Origin of the sequence: Mesorhizobium sp. M1399, from assembly GCF_040317735.1 — a bacterium.
Classification (GTDB): domain Bacteria; phylum Pseudomonadota; class Alphaproteobacteria; order Rhizobiales; family Rhizobiaceae; genus Mesorhizobium.
Genome location: NZ_JAMYKZ010000010.1, coordinates 231,447 through 248,040 on the forward strand (window position 1 = coordinate 231,447; position 16,594 = coordinate 248,040).

General features: G+C 63.7%; 16 protein-coding genes. 11 read left to right on the forward strand and 5 right to left on the reverse strand.

The genetic code is table 11. The features are described 5' to 3' along the window. Positions 1–57: 57 nt before the first annotated feature. Together NKH05_RS19480 and NKH05_RS19485 are read left to right on the forward strand one after the other, a co-directional pair. The gene (locus tag NKH05_RS19480) at positions 58–699 is read left to right on the forward strand and encodes a DapH/DapD/GlmU-related protein (protein WP_023721177.1); all 642 of its coding nucleotides are present in this window, start codon (positions 58–60) and stop codon (positions 697–699) included. Between the two features lie 87 nt (positions 700–786). Beyond that, positions 787–1,218, forward strand: coding sequence for a low affinity iron permease family protein (locus tag NKH05_RS19485; RefSeq protein WP_031194582.1), 432 nt, complete (start codon positions 787–789; stop codon positions 1,216–1,218). Positions 1,219–1,258: 40 nt separating this feature from the next. Here the strand turns inward: NKH05_RS19485 and NKH05_RS19490 are convergent, their stop codons facing one another. Continuing rightward, positions 1,259–2,122 (reverse strand): SDR family NAD(P)-dependent oxidoreductase, encoded by an 864-nt coding sequence (locus NKH05_RS19490; RefSeq protein WP_352481527.1) that lies wholly within the window; start codon positions 2,120–2,122, stop codon positions 1,259–1,261. Between the two features lie 129 nt (positions 2,123–2,251). Here NKH05_RS19490 and NKH05_RS19495 point away from each other — a divergent pair, with 129 nt between their 5' ends. Continuing rightward, positions 2,252–2,533 (forward strand): hypothetical protein, encoded by a 282-nt coding sequence (locus NKH05_RS19495; RefSeq protein WP_023721174.1) that lies wholly within the window; start codon positions 2,252–2,254, stop codon positions 2,531–2,533. Between the two features lie 122 nt (positions 2,534–2,655). On the opposite strand, the gene NKH05_RS19500 is transcribed toward NKH05_RS19495, so the two are convergent. Next, the gene (locus tag NKH05_RS19500) at positions 2,656–3,231 is read right to left on the reverse strand and encodes a TMEM175 family protein (RefSeq protein WP_023721173.1); all 576 of its coding nucleotides are present in this window, start codon (positions 3,229–3,231) and stop codon (positions 2,656–2,658) included. Positions 3,232–3,406: 175 nt separating this feature from the next. Here NKH05_RS19500 and NKH05_RS19505 point away from each other — a divergent pair, with 175 nt between their 5' ends. Next, positions 3,407–4,594: an MFS transporter gene (locus NKH05_RS19505; RefSeq protein ID WP_352481526.1), complete on the forward strand. Its 1,188-nt coding sequence runs from the start codon at positions 3,407–3,409 to the stop codon at positions 4,592–4,594. A 9-nt stretch (positions 4,595–4,603) separates the two neighbouring features. Here the strand turns inward: NKH05_RS19505 and NKH05_RS19510 are convergent, their stop codons facing one another. Continuing rightward, positions 4,604–6,076: an MATE family efflux transporter gene (locus NKH05_RS19510; protein ID WP_352481525.1), complete on the reverse strand. Its 1,473-nt coding sequence runs from the start codon at positions 6,074–6,076 to the stop codon at positions 4,604–4,606. Between the two features lie 199 nt (positions 6,077–6,275). Between NKH05_RS19510 and NKH05_RS19515 the strand changes: the two genes are divergently transcribed. Beyond that, positions 6,276–7,064, forward strand: coding sequence for a L,D-transpeptidase (locus tag NKH05_RS19515; RefSeq protein ID WP_352481524.1), 789 nt, complete (start codon positions 6,276–6,278; stop codon positions 7,062–7,064). A 147-nt stretch (positions 7,065–7,211) separates the two neighbouring features. On the opposite strand, the gene NKH05_RS19520 is transcribed toward NKH05_RS19515, so the two are convergent. Next, a complete protein-coding gene (locus NKH05_RS19520) occupies positions 7,212–8,690 on the reverse strand; it encodes an esterase-like activity of phytase family protein (RefSeq protein ID WP_352482897.1) in 1,479 nt (492 codons plus the stop codon). A 246-nt stretch (positions 8,691–8,936) separates the two neighbouring features. Between NKH05_RS19520 and NKH05_RS19525 the strand changes: the two genes are divergently transcribed. From NKH05_RS19525 to NKH05_RS19550, 6 genes are read left to right on the forward strand one after another with little or no spacing between them, the layout of a single operon-like run. After that, a complete protein-coding gene (locus NKH05_RS19525) occupies positions 8,937–9,926 on the forward strand; it encodes a TIM barrel protein (RefSeq protein ID WP_352495131.1) in 990 nt (329 codons plus the stop codon). Positions 9,927–9,967: 41 nt separating this feature from the next. Continuing rightward, complete coding sequence (locus NKH05_RS19530; protein ID WP_352482899.1) at positions 9,968–11,026, forward strand: sugar ABC transporter substrate-binding protein; 1,059 nt, start codon at positions 9,968–9,970, stop codon at positions 11,024–11,026. 56 nt (positions 11,027–11,082) lie between these two features. Continuing rightward, positions 11,083–12,609, forward strand: a complete 1,527-nt coding sequence (locus NKH05_RS19535) for a sugar ABC transporter ATP-binding protein (protein ID WP_352589909.1) — start codon at positions 11,083–11,085, stop codon at positions 12,607–12,609. A 16-nt stretch (positions 12,610–12,625) separates the two neighbouring features. Then, positions 12,626–13,603 (forward strand): ABC transporter permease, encoded by a 978-nt coding sequence (locus tag NKH05_RS19540; RefSeq protein WP_352855203.1) that lies wholly within the window; start codon positions 12,626–12,628, stop codon positions 13,601–13,603. After that, positions 13,600–14,475: a MurR/RpiR family transcriptional regulator gene (locus tag NKH05_RS19545; protein WP_023721163.1), complete on the forward strand. Its 876-nt coding sequence runs from the start codon at positions 13,600–13,602 to the stop codon at positions 14,473–14,475. Before NKH05_RS19540 ends, NKH05_RS19545 begins: the two co-directional genes overlap by 4 nt. Positions 14,476–14,505: 30 nt before the next feature. Next, positions 14,506–15,423 (forward strand): ribokinase, encoded by a 918-nt coding sequence (locus NKH05_RS19550; protein WP_352788522.1) that lies wholly within the window; start codon positions 14,506–14,508, stop codon positions 15,421–15,423. Positions 15,424–15,432: 9 nt separating this feature from the next. Here the strand turns inward: NKH05_RS19550 and NKH05_RS19555 are convergent, their stop codons facing one another. Beyond that, the gene (locus NKH05_RS19555) at positions 15,433–16,458 is read right to left on the reverse strand and encodes a LacI family DNA-binding transcriptional regulator (protein ID WP_352589918.1); all 1,026 of its coding nucleotides are present in this window, start codon (positions 16,456–16,458) and stop codon (positions 15,433–15,435) included. Positions 16,459–16,594 lie beyond the last annotated feature (136 nt).

Genomic DNA, 16,594 nt, shown 5'->3' on the forward strand with positions numbered 1-16,594 from the left:
GATGCGCGGCGCTGCACTCGGCTTGCGAGACTATGCGTGCCGGCGTAAAGCGCGCGCATGGACCGTCCCGAACACCTTGTCCTGAAAGATCCCGAGCCGCGCATCCATCCGACGGCGGAGCTGAAGGCTTGCAAGCTTGGACGCTATGCGTCGATCGGCGAGCGGGTCATCCTGCGCGAGGTGGTGGTCGGCGACTTCTCCTACTTCGAGCGCCACGCCGAGGCGATCTACACGACGATCGGCAAGTTCTGCTCGATCGCCGCCAACAGCCGCATCAATGCGCTGGAGCATCCGGTCGAGCGGCTGACGCAACACAAGATCAGCTACCGGCCCAACGAGTACTTCCGCTGGCTGGGTGTCGATCAGGCGTTCCGCGACCGGCGGCGGGCGAAAGCCGTCAGCATTGGCCATGATGTCTGGATCGGCCATGGCGCGGTGATCATGCCTGGCATAGTGATCGGCAATGGCGCGATCGTCGGTGCCAACGCGGTGGTGACGCGCGACGTGCCGGCCTATGCAATCGTCGCCGGCGTTCCGGCCAAGCCATTGTACCAGCGCTTCAGCGCGGAAACTGCGGCACGGATCGAACGTCTTGCCTGGTGGGACTGGCCGGTCGAGAAACTGGCCAGGGCAGTCCCCGACATGCAGGCCTTGCCTATCGAGGCTTTCCTCGACCGCTGGGAAAACGACGCCGCCTGATCGTTGCGAGCGCGGCGCGTGCGCTGTTTGACCGTGAATTCCTCCTCGCAGGGAACTCGAAGCAGTTGCCGATTGTTTCTCCCTGCCATGATCGAAAAGCTGTTCACCAGGATCGCCAACCATATCGCCCATCTTGCCGGTCTGCCGCCGACGTTTGCCGTCTGTTTCCTGATCATTGTGGTCTGGGCGGCAAGCGGTCCGGTCTTCGGCTTTTCCGACACGTGGCAGCTCGTCATCAATACCGGCACCACGATCGTCACCTTCCTGATGGTGTTTCTCATCCAGAACACCCAGAACCGCGACAGTGCAGCGATCCAGGCCAAGCTCGACGAGTTGATCCGCGTCAGCAAAGCCAAGAATACCTTTATCGGCATCGAGCACCTGACCGAATCCGAAGTCGAGGAAATCCGGGCCAAATGTGAACGCGCGGCGAAGCGGCACGACGAACAGGTTGCCGACATGGCCGCACCCAAAGCCGTGGCCAAGAAGCGCAACGCGAAGAAGCACGCTTCGGCGTGAGGGAGCCTGTTGTCCGGGTTCCTGCGCGACGTTCGCCGGATCATTTCATGAATGCTGCAAAGGCTTCCTTGTAGTCCGGGTGCCAGCGCGACAGGGCAGGGCGGTTCTCGATGATGTCGCCAATCGCCCAAGCCATGCGCTTTTCGTCCATGGACCGGGTCGCCTCGTTATCGGGACACAGGATGTAGAAATCGCCACGCAGCACCGAGGCCAGCATGAAGTCGATGACCTGCTCGCCGGTCCAGGCGCCGGCCGGCTTTTCGGTCGCACCTTCGGTCAGGCCGGTAAAGGTAAACCCGGGAATGAGCAAATGCGCCGCGACATTGGCGCCGGGCTCGTTGCGCAGCGCGTGTGCAAGGCCCTCGGTATAGGTCTTCACGCCAGCCTTGGAGACGTTGTAGGCGAGGTTGCCGGGCGGCGTGGTGATGCCTTGCTTGGAGCCGGTGTTGACGATCAGACCCGGCTTTCCCGCCGCCAGCATGCGCTGCGCAAAGGCCTCGACGCCATGGATGACACCCCAGAAATTGATGTCCAGCAACTGCTTCCAGGCCTCGCGGTTCTCCCAGGGCTTGCCGGGGTTGTTGCCGACGCCGGCATTGTTCATCAGCAGCGAGACGTCGCCGAAGGCGCCGAATGTCCGTTCGGCCAGTCGGTCGAGCTCGTCGGCTTTCGAGACGTCAGTTGCAACGGCAAGCACGGCGCTCTCGCCGGCGATGGCGGCGACGGCGTGTCGGGCCTCATCGAGGCGTGCGCCGCCGATGTCGGCCAGCACGATCTTCATGCCCATCGCCGCTAGTCGTTTGGCCGCGGCAAGGCCGATGCCGCTGGCCGCGCCGGTGATGACGGCGACATTACCGGAGGCAAGTGCGGGCAGGGCGGTCTGGATCTCGGCGTTGGTGGTCATGATTTTCTCCTGTTCTGGCCGCGGCGAACTTAGCGCGGAACGAGGCTCGCGCAAGCCGATGCCGGTATCTTCGGGTTGACCGCGTCGGCGGGCGCTGCGCATGCTGATATCGAAAAAGGAGACTGACGATTGACCGACTGGATCGAGATCCTGAAAGAACAGACCGCAACCGGCGACCAGATGAGCCGCGAAGTGCCGCAAATGCTTGCCAATCCCGACATCAGCGAAGCGCAAGTGAAAACGCTTTTTTCGGCGCTCGAAAAACAGGCGGAGTTCGTCGAAAAGCTGCGTATGGCGCTGGAAAAGTTCGGCCATGATTTTTCAGTGATCAAGGCGGCCGAGCGGCTGGAGGAGCGCTACGCCGACCTTGCCGCCTCGGTAGCGGAAAAGCTGAAGGAAATGCGAGGCTAGAGCCTGTTCCATCCCGATAAAATTCGGGATGGGCTCTATCTTCTCGTTGGACCATGATCTTTTCCGAAAACCGGCATCCACTTTTCGCTGACGCGGTCCTTCGGTTCGGGATCATGGTCTGTCTATTTCTCGATTAGCCGCTCGAAGCGCCTGTCCGGCACTAACCAGATCAGCGCTACCAGGACATAGATCGAGACACCGATCCAGTGATTGACGAAGGTCAGTGCGACGGCGGCGATATAGAGGGCCAGCGAGATCTTTCCCTTGAGGTCATTGCCCAATGCCCTGGCGAAAAGGGTTTCGCTGCTGTGCAGTCGATGCAGGGCCATGGTGAGGATGTTGAAGCCGATGGCGCAGAGCGCCAGGTCGACGCCATAGACGGCGACCGGCACGGGCGCGAAATGGTTCTCACCCATGAAGGCTGTCGTCGCCGGCATCAGCGATAGCCAGAACAGCAGGTTGAGGTTCGCCCACAGCACGCGGCCGTCAACCCGCTGCACGGTATGGAACATGTTGTGCAAATTGTTCCAGTAGATGCCGACATTGATAAAGGACAGCACATAGCTGAGGAATATCGGCCAGAGTGGTGCCAGCGCGGAAAAATCCTCGCCATGCGGCACCTTCAATTCCAGCACCATGATGGTGATGATGATGGCGACCACGCCATCGGTGAATGCCTCGACCCGTCCTTTGCCCATGAATCTCCCCTGACAATCCGCTGAGGTTAAAAGAGGATCTCGCTCAGCGCCATCGGCAAAGCTGCCAAACTTGTCAGGAGCAAGTCGGGAAGGGGGAACGGCTGACGCGAAAAAGGCGTTTGGTGTCAGATCCCGAACAGCAAAAGGTCGAAAAATGACAGCTCACGCTCAAGTCATGACGCGCGATCACGAACTCGGCGGCAGCGCCGCAGCGGCTGCCGTGGCTGCCATGATCGCGGCTCTTTTCGCCGGCAGCACGGCGCTGACGCCGCTTTACATCATCTACAAGCAGGTCTTCGGCTTCTCGCAGATCACTTTGACGCTGGTCTACGCCGTCTATGTCATCGGCAATCTGGCAGCGCTGCTGATGTTGGGCCGTGTGTCCGATGTTATCGGGCGCCGTCCGATGGCATTGGCCGGGATGGCGGTGGCCGTCGTCAGCGCGGTGTTTTTCCTGTTCGCAGAAAATGTCGCGTGGCTCGACATCGCCCGGATTTTGAGCGGATTGGGAATTGGCGTCGGCGCCGGGACTGGGACGGCCTGGCTCGCCGAATTGCTCTCGGCCAACGACAAGTCACAGGCGGCGACGATTGCCACCAGCACCAATTTTCTCGGCCTCGGCATTGGTGCGCTGGGGGCCGGGTTGCTCGCAGAATACGCACCTTGGCCGCTCAGGCTGATATTCGTCGTCCACCTGGCGATGCTAGCGATCGTAACCCTGCTGATCTGGCGTACGCAGGAAACCGTTTCGCGGCCGGGAAAACTGGCTGACGTCTCGATGCGGCCGCGGCTTTCCGTGCCTGATGACATCCGCGCAAATTTCGTTGCGCCGGCGGTGACCGGCTTTGGCGCGATGGCGCTCGTCGGCTTTTATGCGGCACTCGCGCCGAGCATCCTGGCGCAGCAACTGCAGGTAGCCAACCATGCGGTAGCCGGCGCTCTGTTCTTTGAATTGTCGATCGTGGCGGCCGGCACCATCGTGGCGACGACGCGTCTTTCGAGCCGGGCCGCGATGTTTGCGGCACTTGCGCTGATGATCCCCAGCGTCGCACTGATCGTTGCGGCGCAGGTCTTCGCCTCGATGGCCATCATGGTCGCCGCAAGTGCTCTGTGTGGCGTGTCGGCAGCGCTCGGCTATCGCGGCGGCTTGCAAGTGGTGAACGAGATCGCGCCGGCGGACCGGCGCGCCGAAGTGGTCTCGGCCTTCTTCATCTGCTGTTTTTGCGGCAACGCGCTGCCGGTCATCGGCATCGGCATCCTGTCGACCGTGGCAAGCGCGACCGTGGCGAGCCTGGCCTTTGCCGGCATGATTGTCGTCTTTTCCCTGGTGGCGCTCGGGTTTGGCGCGAAATACGCGCGCTGAGCCGGCCTTTCAGCCGTTCGGCGTCTCGGGCGAAAGATGCGCGCGCTGGCGCGGCACGCCGAGGCCGGTATCCGGCGGTTCGCCGGCAGCCGGCCGGCTCTCGATCATGTGCACGCTGCGCCAACCGCCGAAGCGATAATAGGCCGTGGCCAGCACGAGCGAGGTTATCGAGCCGGCCGGAAAGCTCCACCACAACGCTTCCTCACCGATCGCACTTCGAAAGAAATAGGCGAAGCTGGTGCGCACCAGAAGTACCGAGATCACCAGGATGATCAGCGGCGGCATCACCGCGCCCGTGGCACGCACAGTGGCGAAGAGCACGATGGTGATGCCGAACAGGATGAAGGACCAGGATGCGACCTTGTTGATGTGAGTGGCGATGTCGATCGCTGCACTGTCGCTGCTGAGGAAGAGGCTGAGCACCGCGCGATCGAATACGAACAGCAGCGCGACAAGCACGCCGGTAAGCACAAGGTTGAAGCCGACGCCGGACGCGGCGATGCGGCCGATCCGGTCCCAGCGCCCGGCGCCGACATTTTGCGCCGCCATGGACGAGACCGCGGCGCCGATGGCGAGCGCCGGCATCTGGATATAGGTCCAGAGCTGGGCGGCTATGCCGTAGGCAGCCGCGACCTGCGAGCCGTAGGCATTGACCATGCCCATCACAGTCAGCGCCGCGGACGAGACGACGATCATCTGCAGGCCCATCGGCACGCCCTTGAAGACGACAATGCGCAGCAGCGCCGGGTCCGGCCGCAGCAGAGCAAGATTGGCGCCGGCCAGCCGCAGCGGGTGCTTGCGCGCATAAAGCACGATCAGGATGGCAAGCACGCTTACCGTCTGGCCGATCAGCGTCGAGGTGGCCGAGCCGGCGATGCCGAGTTCGGGGAACGGGCCGATGCCGAGAATAAGCAACGGGTTCAAAATGACGTCGAGCACGACGGCCAGCGCCATGAATAGGAAAGGCGTGCGCGAATCGCCGGCGCCGCGCAGCACCGTCATGACGAAGGACAGCAGGTTCATCATCGGTACGGCGAGAAAAATGATACGCAGATAGGAGCGCGCCAGCGGCAACGCATCGGCCGGCGTGCCGAGCGCATTGAGGATTGTATCGACCCAGATCCAGCCGCAGACCGCGAACACCACCGAGACAAGGAAGAAGAAGGTGGCGCTGGTGCCGACGATGCGGCGGGCTTCGGGCAGATCGCGGGCGCCGACCGATTGCGCGACCAGGATGGTCGCCGCCATGCCGATGCCGAAGACGGTGCCGAGGATGAGAAACAGCACGAGGTTGGCATTGGACGTGGCGGTCAGCGCCGCTTCGCCGAGGAAACGACCGACCCAGACGGCATTGATTGAGCCGTTGAGCGACTGCAGAACATTGGAGCCGAGCACCGGCAGGGCGAACAGCAGCAATGTACGCGGGATAGGTCCACTGGTGAGGTCGCTGGTCCGCCGGCGTGCGGGCATCTTGTCGTCCATGGCAGGCAACTCGGCGAAGGCTTATCTTGAGTCCGGTCCGCAATGATTGCCGATTTAACGAGACAGGTCGACGCAGCGTTGCGAATTCCGCCTGGCGTGCCTTGATCCAATCATGTTCTCAAAGCTTCCGGAATCGTATATTGATCCTGCACGCGTGGGGCCGCATCTTTCCTGGATCTCATGGGCAAGCCGGGGGTTCATGTCCGATATTCCGCTGTTTTTTGAGCGCCTGAACCGGCGTGCGTTTCTTGGTGCATCCGCTTTGGGCGCGGCCTCCGTGGCTCTTTCGGCGTGCACCACGACGGACGTAGCGGCGCCGCCAGTGACCGCGGCGCCAAGCGATCCGGCTTTCGGCGATGCCGCAAGTATGTATGCGGCGCGCGTCGACGAGGGCTATCAACTGCCGGCAATCCCGGTAGCCAAGGTCGATCCGAAATTCGTGCGCCAAATCGTGTCCGATCCGACCGGAGAAAAACCCGGCACGATCGTCGTCGATACCTCCGAGCACTTCCTCTATCTGGTGCGCGACGGCGGCAAGGCAATTCGCTATGGCGTCAGCCTCGGCAAGGCCGGTTTCGGATGGACCGGCAGCGCTGTGGTTCAGGCGAGGAAGAAGTGGCCGGTCTGGACGCCGCCGCCAGAGATGATCCAGCGCCGGCCGGAACTGGCGAAATACAAGGACGGCATGCCGCCCGGCCCGCACAGCCCGCTGGGCGCACGCGCGCTATATCTCTTCCGCGACGGCAAGGACACGATGTACCGGCTGCACGGCACGCCGGAGTGGGATTCCATCGGGAAGAACGCTTCCTCCGGCTGTGTGCGCTTCATGAATCAGGACATTATCGACCTCTACAGCCGCGTCGACGGCGTCGCGCCGGTCTTCGTGCGCCCGAACCTGTCGGCCGCCGGGAAGATCGCCGCCGTGTCGGACAGGACGGCCGAGCCGATCGATGCGGGCGTGCCAAAGGACGCGGAGATGTTGAGGTAAGTGCCTTCGACGGATCGTCAGTCTTAGGTTTTGCAAACCCACTAGAACACAATCCTTGTGCCGGCGAGCCGCAACTGAAGGGCCCGACCGTTCGATCGTGCCAGGCAGGCGGACGCGTTAGGCGCGGCCCCCTGCCTGGGGGTGTCGCTACTTCCCGGCGAGGCCTGGAAGCGTGACCTGATAGACCAGGAACATCGTGTCGACATCGGCGCCATCTTCGGCCTTGTAGGCCGCGCCGACCTGGAAGCCGTCCTGGGTGAGAAAGTCATTGTCGTTGGCGACGAACAGGAAATAGTCGTCGGGCCGTGTTGGATCGAGGACGCTCACCACCGACATCGCCTCCCACTTCTCCGAAAGGTTGTTGCGGTCATTGGGCGCGCCATTGTGCAGCCCGAAGCGGCCGAGCTCGGTCTTGTCGTTGATGTCGATGAACGGCGTCAGCTTGGCCGGCGTCACCGAGGGATCGAGCTCACCTTTGGGCGCAACCGGCTTGTCCTTGTCGAACTCGGTGCCGGCGATGTCGGTTGCCACCGACACATCGACGACGCTGATCTCGCGATAGAGCGAGGTGTCGCCCTTCACCCCCTGGCCGTTGCCGCTGTCGCGCGCCAGCATCAGGAAGGTCTTGTCCGACAGAGCCACGATTTCGCTCTGCGCGGCAATCTTGGTCTTGCCCTTGGCATCGGTGAACACCGGCAGCGGCACAACATATTCATGCGCAAGCTTGAGTTGGGCCGGATCCGAGGCATCGTAGACCAGCGCGCGCGTGTTCTGGCGCGTCGAAGCGGAATCGCCGCCATCCTGCCTGGGGGCCGATTGCAGCACCGCGATCAGGAACTTGCCGTCGGGCGTCAGTGCCATGCCTTCGAGGCCCTGGTTGTTCTGGCGGCCGGTTTCGGGATCCTTCGGATCTGGGTCTGCCGCGCCAGGTCCCGGATTGTTGGACGCGAAGTTCGGCGTTCCATGACGCATCGGGACAAGCGCCGCCGGTGGCTGCGTTGCCGACATCAGACGCCCATCGGCGGAGAAGTGGTAGATGTTCGGACCATATTCGTCCGAGATGAACATGGTGCCGTCGGGCAGCCGCACGATCGCCTCGTTATCGAGCGCGAGCTTGCCGTTGGCTTCGGGCAGGATCGGCATGTCGTCGGTCGCTGCGCGCACGCCGTTGAGCGGATCTAGGCCGGTTGCATCGATGCCCTTGTCGTCGGTCAAAAGCATGGTGTCGGCTAGCGTTGCCTTGAGGCCCGACTGTTCCTGGCCGGCGGCTGGCACTGCACCCGGCGCGATCGGGGCGAACTCGAGGGCGATCGTGTTGAGGCGCGGACGGTAATCGGTGGTGCCGACGACATTGTAGCCGCGGTCCGGCAGCAGCCATAGCGAGCCCTTGTAGCCATCGGCGCCATGCGTCCAGCCGGCAGCGTCAATCGCCATGCCCGAGCCGGAGCCAAATGTCTCGCCGAACCTGTCTTTCTGGCTGGCCGGGATGCGGCCGACGCCGACCAGGCCCTTGTTGACGAAGTTGGCGCCGCCGACGGTCGCGGCGTTTTCCGCCAAGGCCGGACTCAAGGCGGTGAACATCGCGAGCGCGACAGCGAGGGGCGCGGTTCGGTGCAGGTTTTTCATGGATATCCTCTTTGAGACAAAGCTGCCGGGATCTGAAAAGCGCCGCGTCGCATCGAGAATGCCGCGAAAGCCTTCGGAGAAGCGATCTAGGACGCGAACATGATACTTGCGTGACAGTGCTGCGCTTGCCTGGCCTCGTGTGGTCGCAACTGGCCTGTGCATGGCGAATCGTTGCTATCGAAAGAGCAATTAATAACTTTACAAATAACCATTCTTGTGTGAAGTTATGACAATGAAAGATCACCGATGACAGTCTGTCGTTTCGCCACCCGCCTCAATTCCTTTGCCTCGCGGCCACAGGCCGAGTGGCCTGATCTTGTTGGTAAACCGTCCATGCTGCAAATGGCGGCGCGTGCGGCGAAGGTTGCGGAATTGACCGATCTCGACCTCAACTTCCCCGATCATGTCGATGAAAAACCTGCGGAAATGGCGCGCAAACTCGGCGATCTCGGGCTTTCCATCAATGGCTTCGCCATGCGCTACTACTCTAATCCGGCCTTCAAGCTCGGCGCCTTCACCAATCCGGATCCTTCCGTTCGCCGCGAGGCCATCGACCTGACCAAGGCCGGCATCGACGCCGCGCGCGAGGCCGGCGCCAGCCTGATGACATTGTGGCTCGGGCAGGATGGCTTCGACTACGCCTTCCAGGCTGACTACGCAACACTTTGGCAACACGAAATCGATGGCATTCGTGAAGTAGCGGCGCATGATCCGGGCTGCCAGATTAGCCTTGAATACAAACCCAACGAGCCGCGCTCCTATAGCCTGATGCCCGATGCGGCGACGACATTGCTGGCGATCCGCGAGATCGGCCTGCCCAATCTCGGCGTGACGCTCGATTTCGCTCACGTGCTCTATGCCGACGAGCAGCCGGCTTTCGCTGCCGCCCTCATAGCACGGCACAGCAAGCTGCTCGGCGTGCACCTCAACGACGGCTACGCCAAGCGCGACGACGGCCTGATGGTCGGTGCCGTGCACACGCTGCAGACGATCGAGCTGCTCAGGCAGATCCGCCGCGACGGCTATGCCGGGGCCATCTACTTCGACACGTTCCCCGACATGACCGGGCTCGATCCCGTCCACGAATGCGAAGTCAACATCGCCACCGTCAAGCGCATGCTGCGCGTCGTCGAGCGGCTGGAAAAGGACAACCGCCTGTCAGCCGCCGTCGATCGTCAGGACGCGGTCGCGTCGCAGGCCATCATCCAGGAAGCCATGCTCGGGCCGGACAGCTGAGGCCGGCGCCATCACCGTTTTTCAACAAGGGAGGAAAGACCATGAAATTTCTGCTCGTCACCGCTACCGCTGCCCTGATGACGCTGTCCATCGGCTCGGTGTTTTCCGCGGATCTCGCGCCGCTCAATTCCGACACCGAGAAGGATCGCATCGACTGGTCGCAGCTCGAGGCCAAGTTCGGGGCTTTCCCCAAGCTGCCCGAGGGCACCAAGGCGGGTGCGGTCTCCAAGACGCTGACCAACGAATACTGGCGCTCGCTGGGTGAGGGCTACAAGTCGTTCGGCGACCGCATCGGCGTGCCCGTCGTCTACCAGGCGGCGCAGAGCGAGGGCGACCAGCTCGGCCAGCTCACCATCGCCGAAGGCCTGGTCACGCAAGGCTACAACGTGCTGCTCGTTTCACCGCAGACCGACTCCAATTTGCAGCCGATCATGGAACAGGCCAGGGCCGCCAACGTGCCGGTGGTCAACGTCAATGACGCGGTCATCCCGCAGGCCGAGTACTATGTCGGCAATGTCCAGCGCGACAATGGTGTGCGTGTCGCCAAATGGTTCATCAAGAACCGGCCGGATGGCGGCAAGGTTGCCATCGTCGAAGGCCAGGCCGGCGTCTACGCCGCCGTCCAGCGCACCGACGGCTTCAAGAGCACGATCACTGAAGGCGGCAAGTTCGAGGTCGTCGCCAGCGTGCCGGGCAACTGGGATCGCCAGACCTCCTACGACGCGGCCACCAATATCCTGCAGCAGCACCCCGACCTGATCGGCTTCTATGCCAATAATGACGGCATGGCGCTGGGCATCGTCGAAGCGGTCAAGGCGGCCGGTCTGCAGGACAAGGTGGCCGTCTTCGGCACCGACGGGATTTCCGACGCTTATGCCTCGATCCGGGCCGGCGAGCTGACCGGTACCGTCGACAGCTTCCCGGTGCTGACCGGCGAGGTGGCGCTGGAATCGGCGCTGCGACTGGTGGCTGGGCAGAAGCTGCCGCGTGTTGTTGCCACCCCGCAGGCGCTGATCACCAAGGACAATGCCGACCGTTACTCGGGCGGCGGCGACGCCGTGCGCAAAGCGCTGCTCGAGGACGCGGCAGCAGGCCAATAGAGCAGGGCGGCGGGTGCCGGCCTTGGGTCGGCACCCTTGCTTGGAGAACCGAAGCAATGTCAGCGCGGCTGCAATTCGAGGGCATTTCCAAGCTGTTTCCGGCCGTGCGGGCGCTGAGCGACGTGTCCTTTTCGGTCGGCGCCGGCGAAATCCATGGCCTGCTTGGCGAGAACGGCGCCGGCAAGTCGACGCTGCTGCGCATCCTGTCGGGCGTCTACCGGCCGACAGCGGGAAGCGTTTTCATCGACGGCAGGCCGGTGACGCTGAACAACCCGGTCCAGGCGCGGGCCGCGGGCGTCGCGATGATCCATCAGGAATTACAGCAGGTGCCACGTCTCAGCGTTGCCCAGAACATGTTCCTGGGCCATCCGCTGACGCGCGGCGGCGTCTTCGTCGCACGGCGCGAGCAGGAGCGCCGCGCTGCGGAAGCCCTGGCCGCCATCGACCCGACCATCGATCCGGCAGCCCCGCTTGGCTCGCTGAAGGTGGCGCAGCGGCAAATCGTCGAGATTGCCCGGGCGCTGCTCGACCGCGCCAGGATCGTGGCGATGGACGAGCCGACATCGAGCCTCACGCCGAGCGAGTTCGAACGGCTGGCCGAAGTGATTGCGGGCCTGGCGCGCGACGGTGTCACGGTCGTCTATGTCTCGCACAAGCTGGATGAGGTGTTCGGCATCTGCCAGCGCGCCACCATCATGCGCGACGGTGTCGTGGTCGAAACCGTTGATCTCGCGCAGGTGTCGGAAAAGGCCGTCGTTTCGATGATGGTCGGCCGCGAACTTGCGCAGGAACAGCACCGCTCGCATGCTTCCAGCGAGATCAGGCTGAGCGTGCGTGGCCTGGCCTCGGCGACCAAGGTCCATGACGTTTCGTTCGACCTGCATCGCGGCGAGGTGCTGGGCATTGCCGGCCTGGTCGGCTCGGGCCGCACCGAGCTGCTGCGATTGCTGGCCGGCGCCGACCGGGCGTCATCAGGCACAATGGAGATCGACGGCAAGGCGATAAAACTTTCCAGTCCGCGCGGCGGCATCGCCGCCGGCATCGGCCTTGTGCCGGAGGAGCGCAAGCGCGAAGGCATCGTGCCGTTGCGGTCGATCTCCAGCAACATGGCGCTGGCGTCGATGGGCGTGTTCGCGCCGCGCGGCGTCATCGACCACCGCCGGCTGAAGCGCGTGGCAGCCGAGAAGATGAAACGCGTCAATCTCAGACCGTTCCTGCTCGACCGGCCGATCCGCCTATTCAGCGGCGGCAACCAGCAGAAGGCGATCATCGGCCGCTGGCTGGCGGCGGGAACGCGGATCCTTCTGTTCGACGAGCCGACGCGCGGCATCGATGTCGGCGCCAAGGCGGAGATCTACCACCTGATCGAGGAGCTCGCCGCCGAAGGCCATTCGGCAATCGTCGTTTCGTCCGAGTTGCCCGAGGTGATCCGGCTCGCCGACCGGGTGCTGGTCATGCGCGACGGCACGGTCGCCGCCGAACTGGGCCGCGCAAGTCTCAGCGAACAGGCGATCGCCGCGCACGCCATACCCCAAACGGAGATTGAGGCCGGCAAGGCGCAAGGCCGTCGGGCCGGTGCATAACGGACAGGACCAGCGGATGACCGATATAACCCAACACACAGCAGCGCGCCCAAGCGCAGATTTCCTGCACCGGTTTTCGGTGCGCGACGCTGGCACGCTGATCGGCCTGGTGGTGATCCTCGCTGTCTTCGGGGCGCTGGTCCCCGGCTTCTTTGCCGAGCGCAATTTGATCAACATCCTGCAGCAGTCGAGCATCAATGCCTGCCTGGCGTTGGGCATGACGCTGGTCATCATCTCGGGCGGCATCGATCTGTCCGTCGGGCCGACGGCAGCTCTTTCGGCAGTCATCTCGGCCTCGATGCTGGTTGCCGGCGTGCCGTTTCCGCTGGCCATCGCCGCCGGCTTCGCCATCGGCCTTGCCTGCGGCCTGCTCAACGGCGTGCTGGTCGCCTATGTCGGGCTGCAGCCCTTCATCGTCACGCTGGGAACGCTCAGCACCTACCGGGCGCTGGCGCTGATCTATACCGGCGGCAATCCGGTGCTCGGCCTGCCTGCCGGCTTCCGTGCCATCTTCAATGGCTCGCTGTTCGGATTGCCGTTGGCGGTCATTATCGTGGCCGTGGTCGCGCTGATTGCCTGGATCATCCTCAAGAAGACGCCGTTCGGCGAATATCTGCTCGCCGTCGGCGGCAATGAGGAAGCGGCCTATATAGCCGGCGTGCCGATCGCCCGCACCAAGATCGCCGCGTATATGATCTCGGGCCTGCTGGCGGCGCTTGCCGCACAGATCCTGATCGGCCGGTTGGGTGCGGCCGAACCCATTCTCGGCAATCTCTGGGAGCTCGACGCCATAGCAGCGGCGGCGATCGGCGGTGCCTCGCTGATGGGCGGCAAGGGCAGCGTCGTCGGCACAATCCTGGGTGCCGTCATCCTTGGCAGCATGCGCAATGGCCTGACGCTGATGAACGTGCAGTCCTTCTATCAGCTCCTGGCAACTGGCCTTATAATCCTCGCCGCGATGCTTATCGATCGCGTGACGAGGGGACGTGGATGACATTGACCGGGCTGGATCTGAAAGCAGTAGGGCCGCGCATCCGCATGATGATGCCGCATCTGACGCCGCTCGAGGCGAAGGTGGTGGAAACCGTCTTCGGCAGGCGCGGCTTCGACGAGACTATCCCGCTCAAGCAGATCGCAGAGGAGGCCGGCGTCTCAGAGGCGATGGTGGTCAAAATCGCGAAGAAGCTGGGTTTTTCCGGCTATCGCGATTTCCGCACGGCGGTCTATGAATACAGCCGCCTGCCGACCGCCGAGATGCATCAGGAGCTGTCGGTGGACGACAGCTCGGCCGAAATCGTGCAGAAGGTGTTCCGCACCTCCATCCAGGCGCTGGAGGAGACGCTCGCCATCCTCGACATGGACGATTTCGACCGCGCCGCCGATCTGCTTTACCGCGCCAGGAACCGCGATTTCTACGGCGTCGGCGGTTCGGCGCAGATCGCACGCGACGTCTCGCACAAATTCCTTCGGATCGGCATCCGCACCTCTGTCTACGACGATTCGCACATGATGCTGATGTCGGCCTCGTTGCTCGGCGCCGACGACATCGCCGTCGGCTTTTCGCATTCCGGCAACACCAGCGCCGTCATCGACGCTATACAGCTTGCGCGCAAAAGCGGCGCACGCACGCTGGCCATCACCAACTACGATAACTCGCCATTGGCAGCCGTCGCCGACATCGTGCTCTGCTCGACCGCGCAAGGCTCGCCGTTGATGGGTGAGAACGCCGCGGCGCGCATTGCCCAGCTCAACATCCTCGACGCGCTGTTCGTCGCGGTGGCGCAACGCGACTACCAGGCGGCGGAGCGCAATCTCGGCCGCACCATGTCCGCGGTGACGTCGAAACGGAAAGACAAGAACTCATGAAAGGCAGCGGCTCGTGAAAGTCAGGGGCACATGACGGCTTCCCCGCCGCTGGTCACCGTATTCGGCAGCCTGCATTACGACATCATGGTCGAAGCCCCCGATCGCCCACGCAAGGGCGAAACGGTGACCGGTCATGCCTGGCATCCAAAATGCGGTGGCAAGGGCGGCAACCAGGCGGTATCGGCAGCGCGGGCCGGCGTGCGTGCGGCAATGATCGGAGCTGTCGGCGATGACGATTTCGGCCGCACGCTTCTCGACAATCTCGATCGCTGGGGCGTTGACCGGCGCTCCGTGCGGGAGGCTTCCGGCGCCGGCTCGGGCATGAGCGTAGCGATTTTCGACGACAGCGGCGACTATGGCGCGGTGATCGTCTCGGGCAGCAACCTCACTCTCAGCGAAAAGGACATTGCGGAGGCGGCCGAGCTGATCGCGCAAACGGCGGTGCTGCTGCTGCAAAACGAGGTGCCGGAAGCCGCCAATATCGCCGCGGCGCGGGCGGTGAAGGCGCAAGGCGGCCGCGTCCTCCTCAACGCCGCACCCGCCCGGAAACTGTCCGCCGAGCTGATCGCGCTCACCGACATCGTCATCGTCAACGCCATCGAGGCGGAATTCCTGGCCGGTGTTCCGGTCGTCGACACACTCGAGGCTGCTGCGAAGGCGGCCGGTATGCTCGTCGGCTCCTACCCGGCTGCCATCGTCACCGCCGGCGGGGAGGGGGTCGCCTATCGCGACCGCGACGGCCAGGCGTTCGCCTTGCCTGCGATGCCGGTGAAGGTCATCAGCACCCACGGTGCCGGCGACGAATTCGTCGGCGCCTTCGCGGCGGGGCTTGCGCGTGGGCAGCCTGTCGAGGCGGCACTTGCCGCCGCCAATGCCGCAGCGGCCTTGCTGGTCGCAACGCCGGAGCGCGAGCGCGGCCGGCTTGATCAATCTGAGCCTGCTCAGTGACCGCCGCGCTCAATCGCTATCGCGCGCGATAAGCTCCAGCGGCCAGACTTCGCGGATGATGCGAGCGCCTTCGGTGCCGGCGAAGGCCGGAATCGATGCCAGCAGCATTTCGGCCAGCCGCTCGCCCATCGGCTCCAGCGCCGGGCGGAAGCCGGTCAGCGCCGGCGAAAAATAGCGGCAGAGCGGCGTGTCGACGATGACGATCACCGCGATGTCGTGGCCGGGCTTGATTCCCGCCTCGGCCAGAGCCTTGCAGCCGCCAAGCGCCATCGCGTCGTTGTTGAAGATGATGGCGCTCGGCGGGTCCTTGGAGCGCATGACCTTCGGTGTCACCGCGTAGCCGCCGGCCTCGTTGATGAAGCCGTCGGCGATCAACTCGGGGTCGAATTCGATGCCGTGCCGCCGCAACGCCTTGCGATAGCCGGCGAGGAACAGATAGCCGAAATTGAGGTCGAGCGACGGGCGGATGGCGGCGATGCGCCGGTGGCCGCGCGCGACGAGACGATCGACGGCGTCAGCTCCGGCTTTTTCGAAGTCGAGGTCGAGCGAGGGGTAGGCATCGCCGCCGGAACGGCTGCGGCCGAGCGTCGCGAACGGGAAACCGGCCTGGGTCAAATAGTCGATGCGCTCGTCTTCGCGCCGCGTCCAGGCCAGCACCACGGCATCGGCCCGGCGGGTCTCGACGACACGGCGCAGGCGCTCCTGCTGATAGTCGCCTGGCGCGCCCATCACCACGATCAGGTCGAGCCCGCTTTCGGCGAGCTTGGCCTGCAGCCCGGTCAGGAATGGAATGAAGAACGGCTCGCCATACTCCTGGTCGCCCGGATGCGGCTGCAGCATGAAGGCGATCGAATGGGTGGCGCCGCGCCGCAGGCTGCGGCCGGACTGGTTCGGTGAATAGTTCAGTTTCTTGGCCGCATCGAGCACGCGCTGGCGTGTGTCGGCATTGACGTCGGCGCGACCGTTGAGCGCGCGCGACACCGTGCCGATCGAAATGTTCAGGTGACGCGCAAGGTCGTGAATGCTGGACGCCAAAGGACAGTTCTCCCCCTTGCTTGGCTAGCACCGGCTGCTCTCCGGGCCAAGCCGACACCACGATTTTTCGCAACCGGCCAATTGACATTCTACGCCATCGGGTGTGTTCTCGTAAACGTTTACGGAAAAACATTCA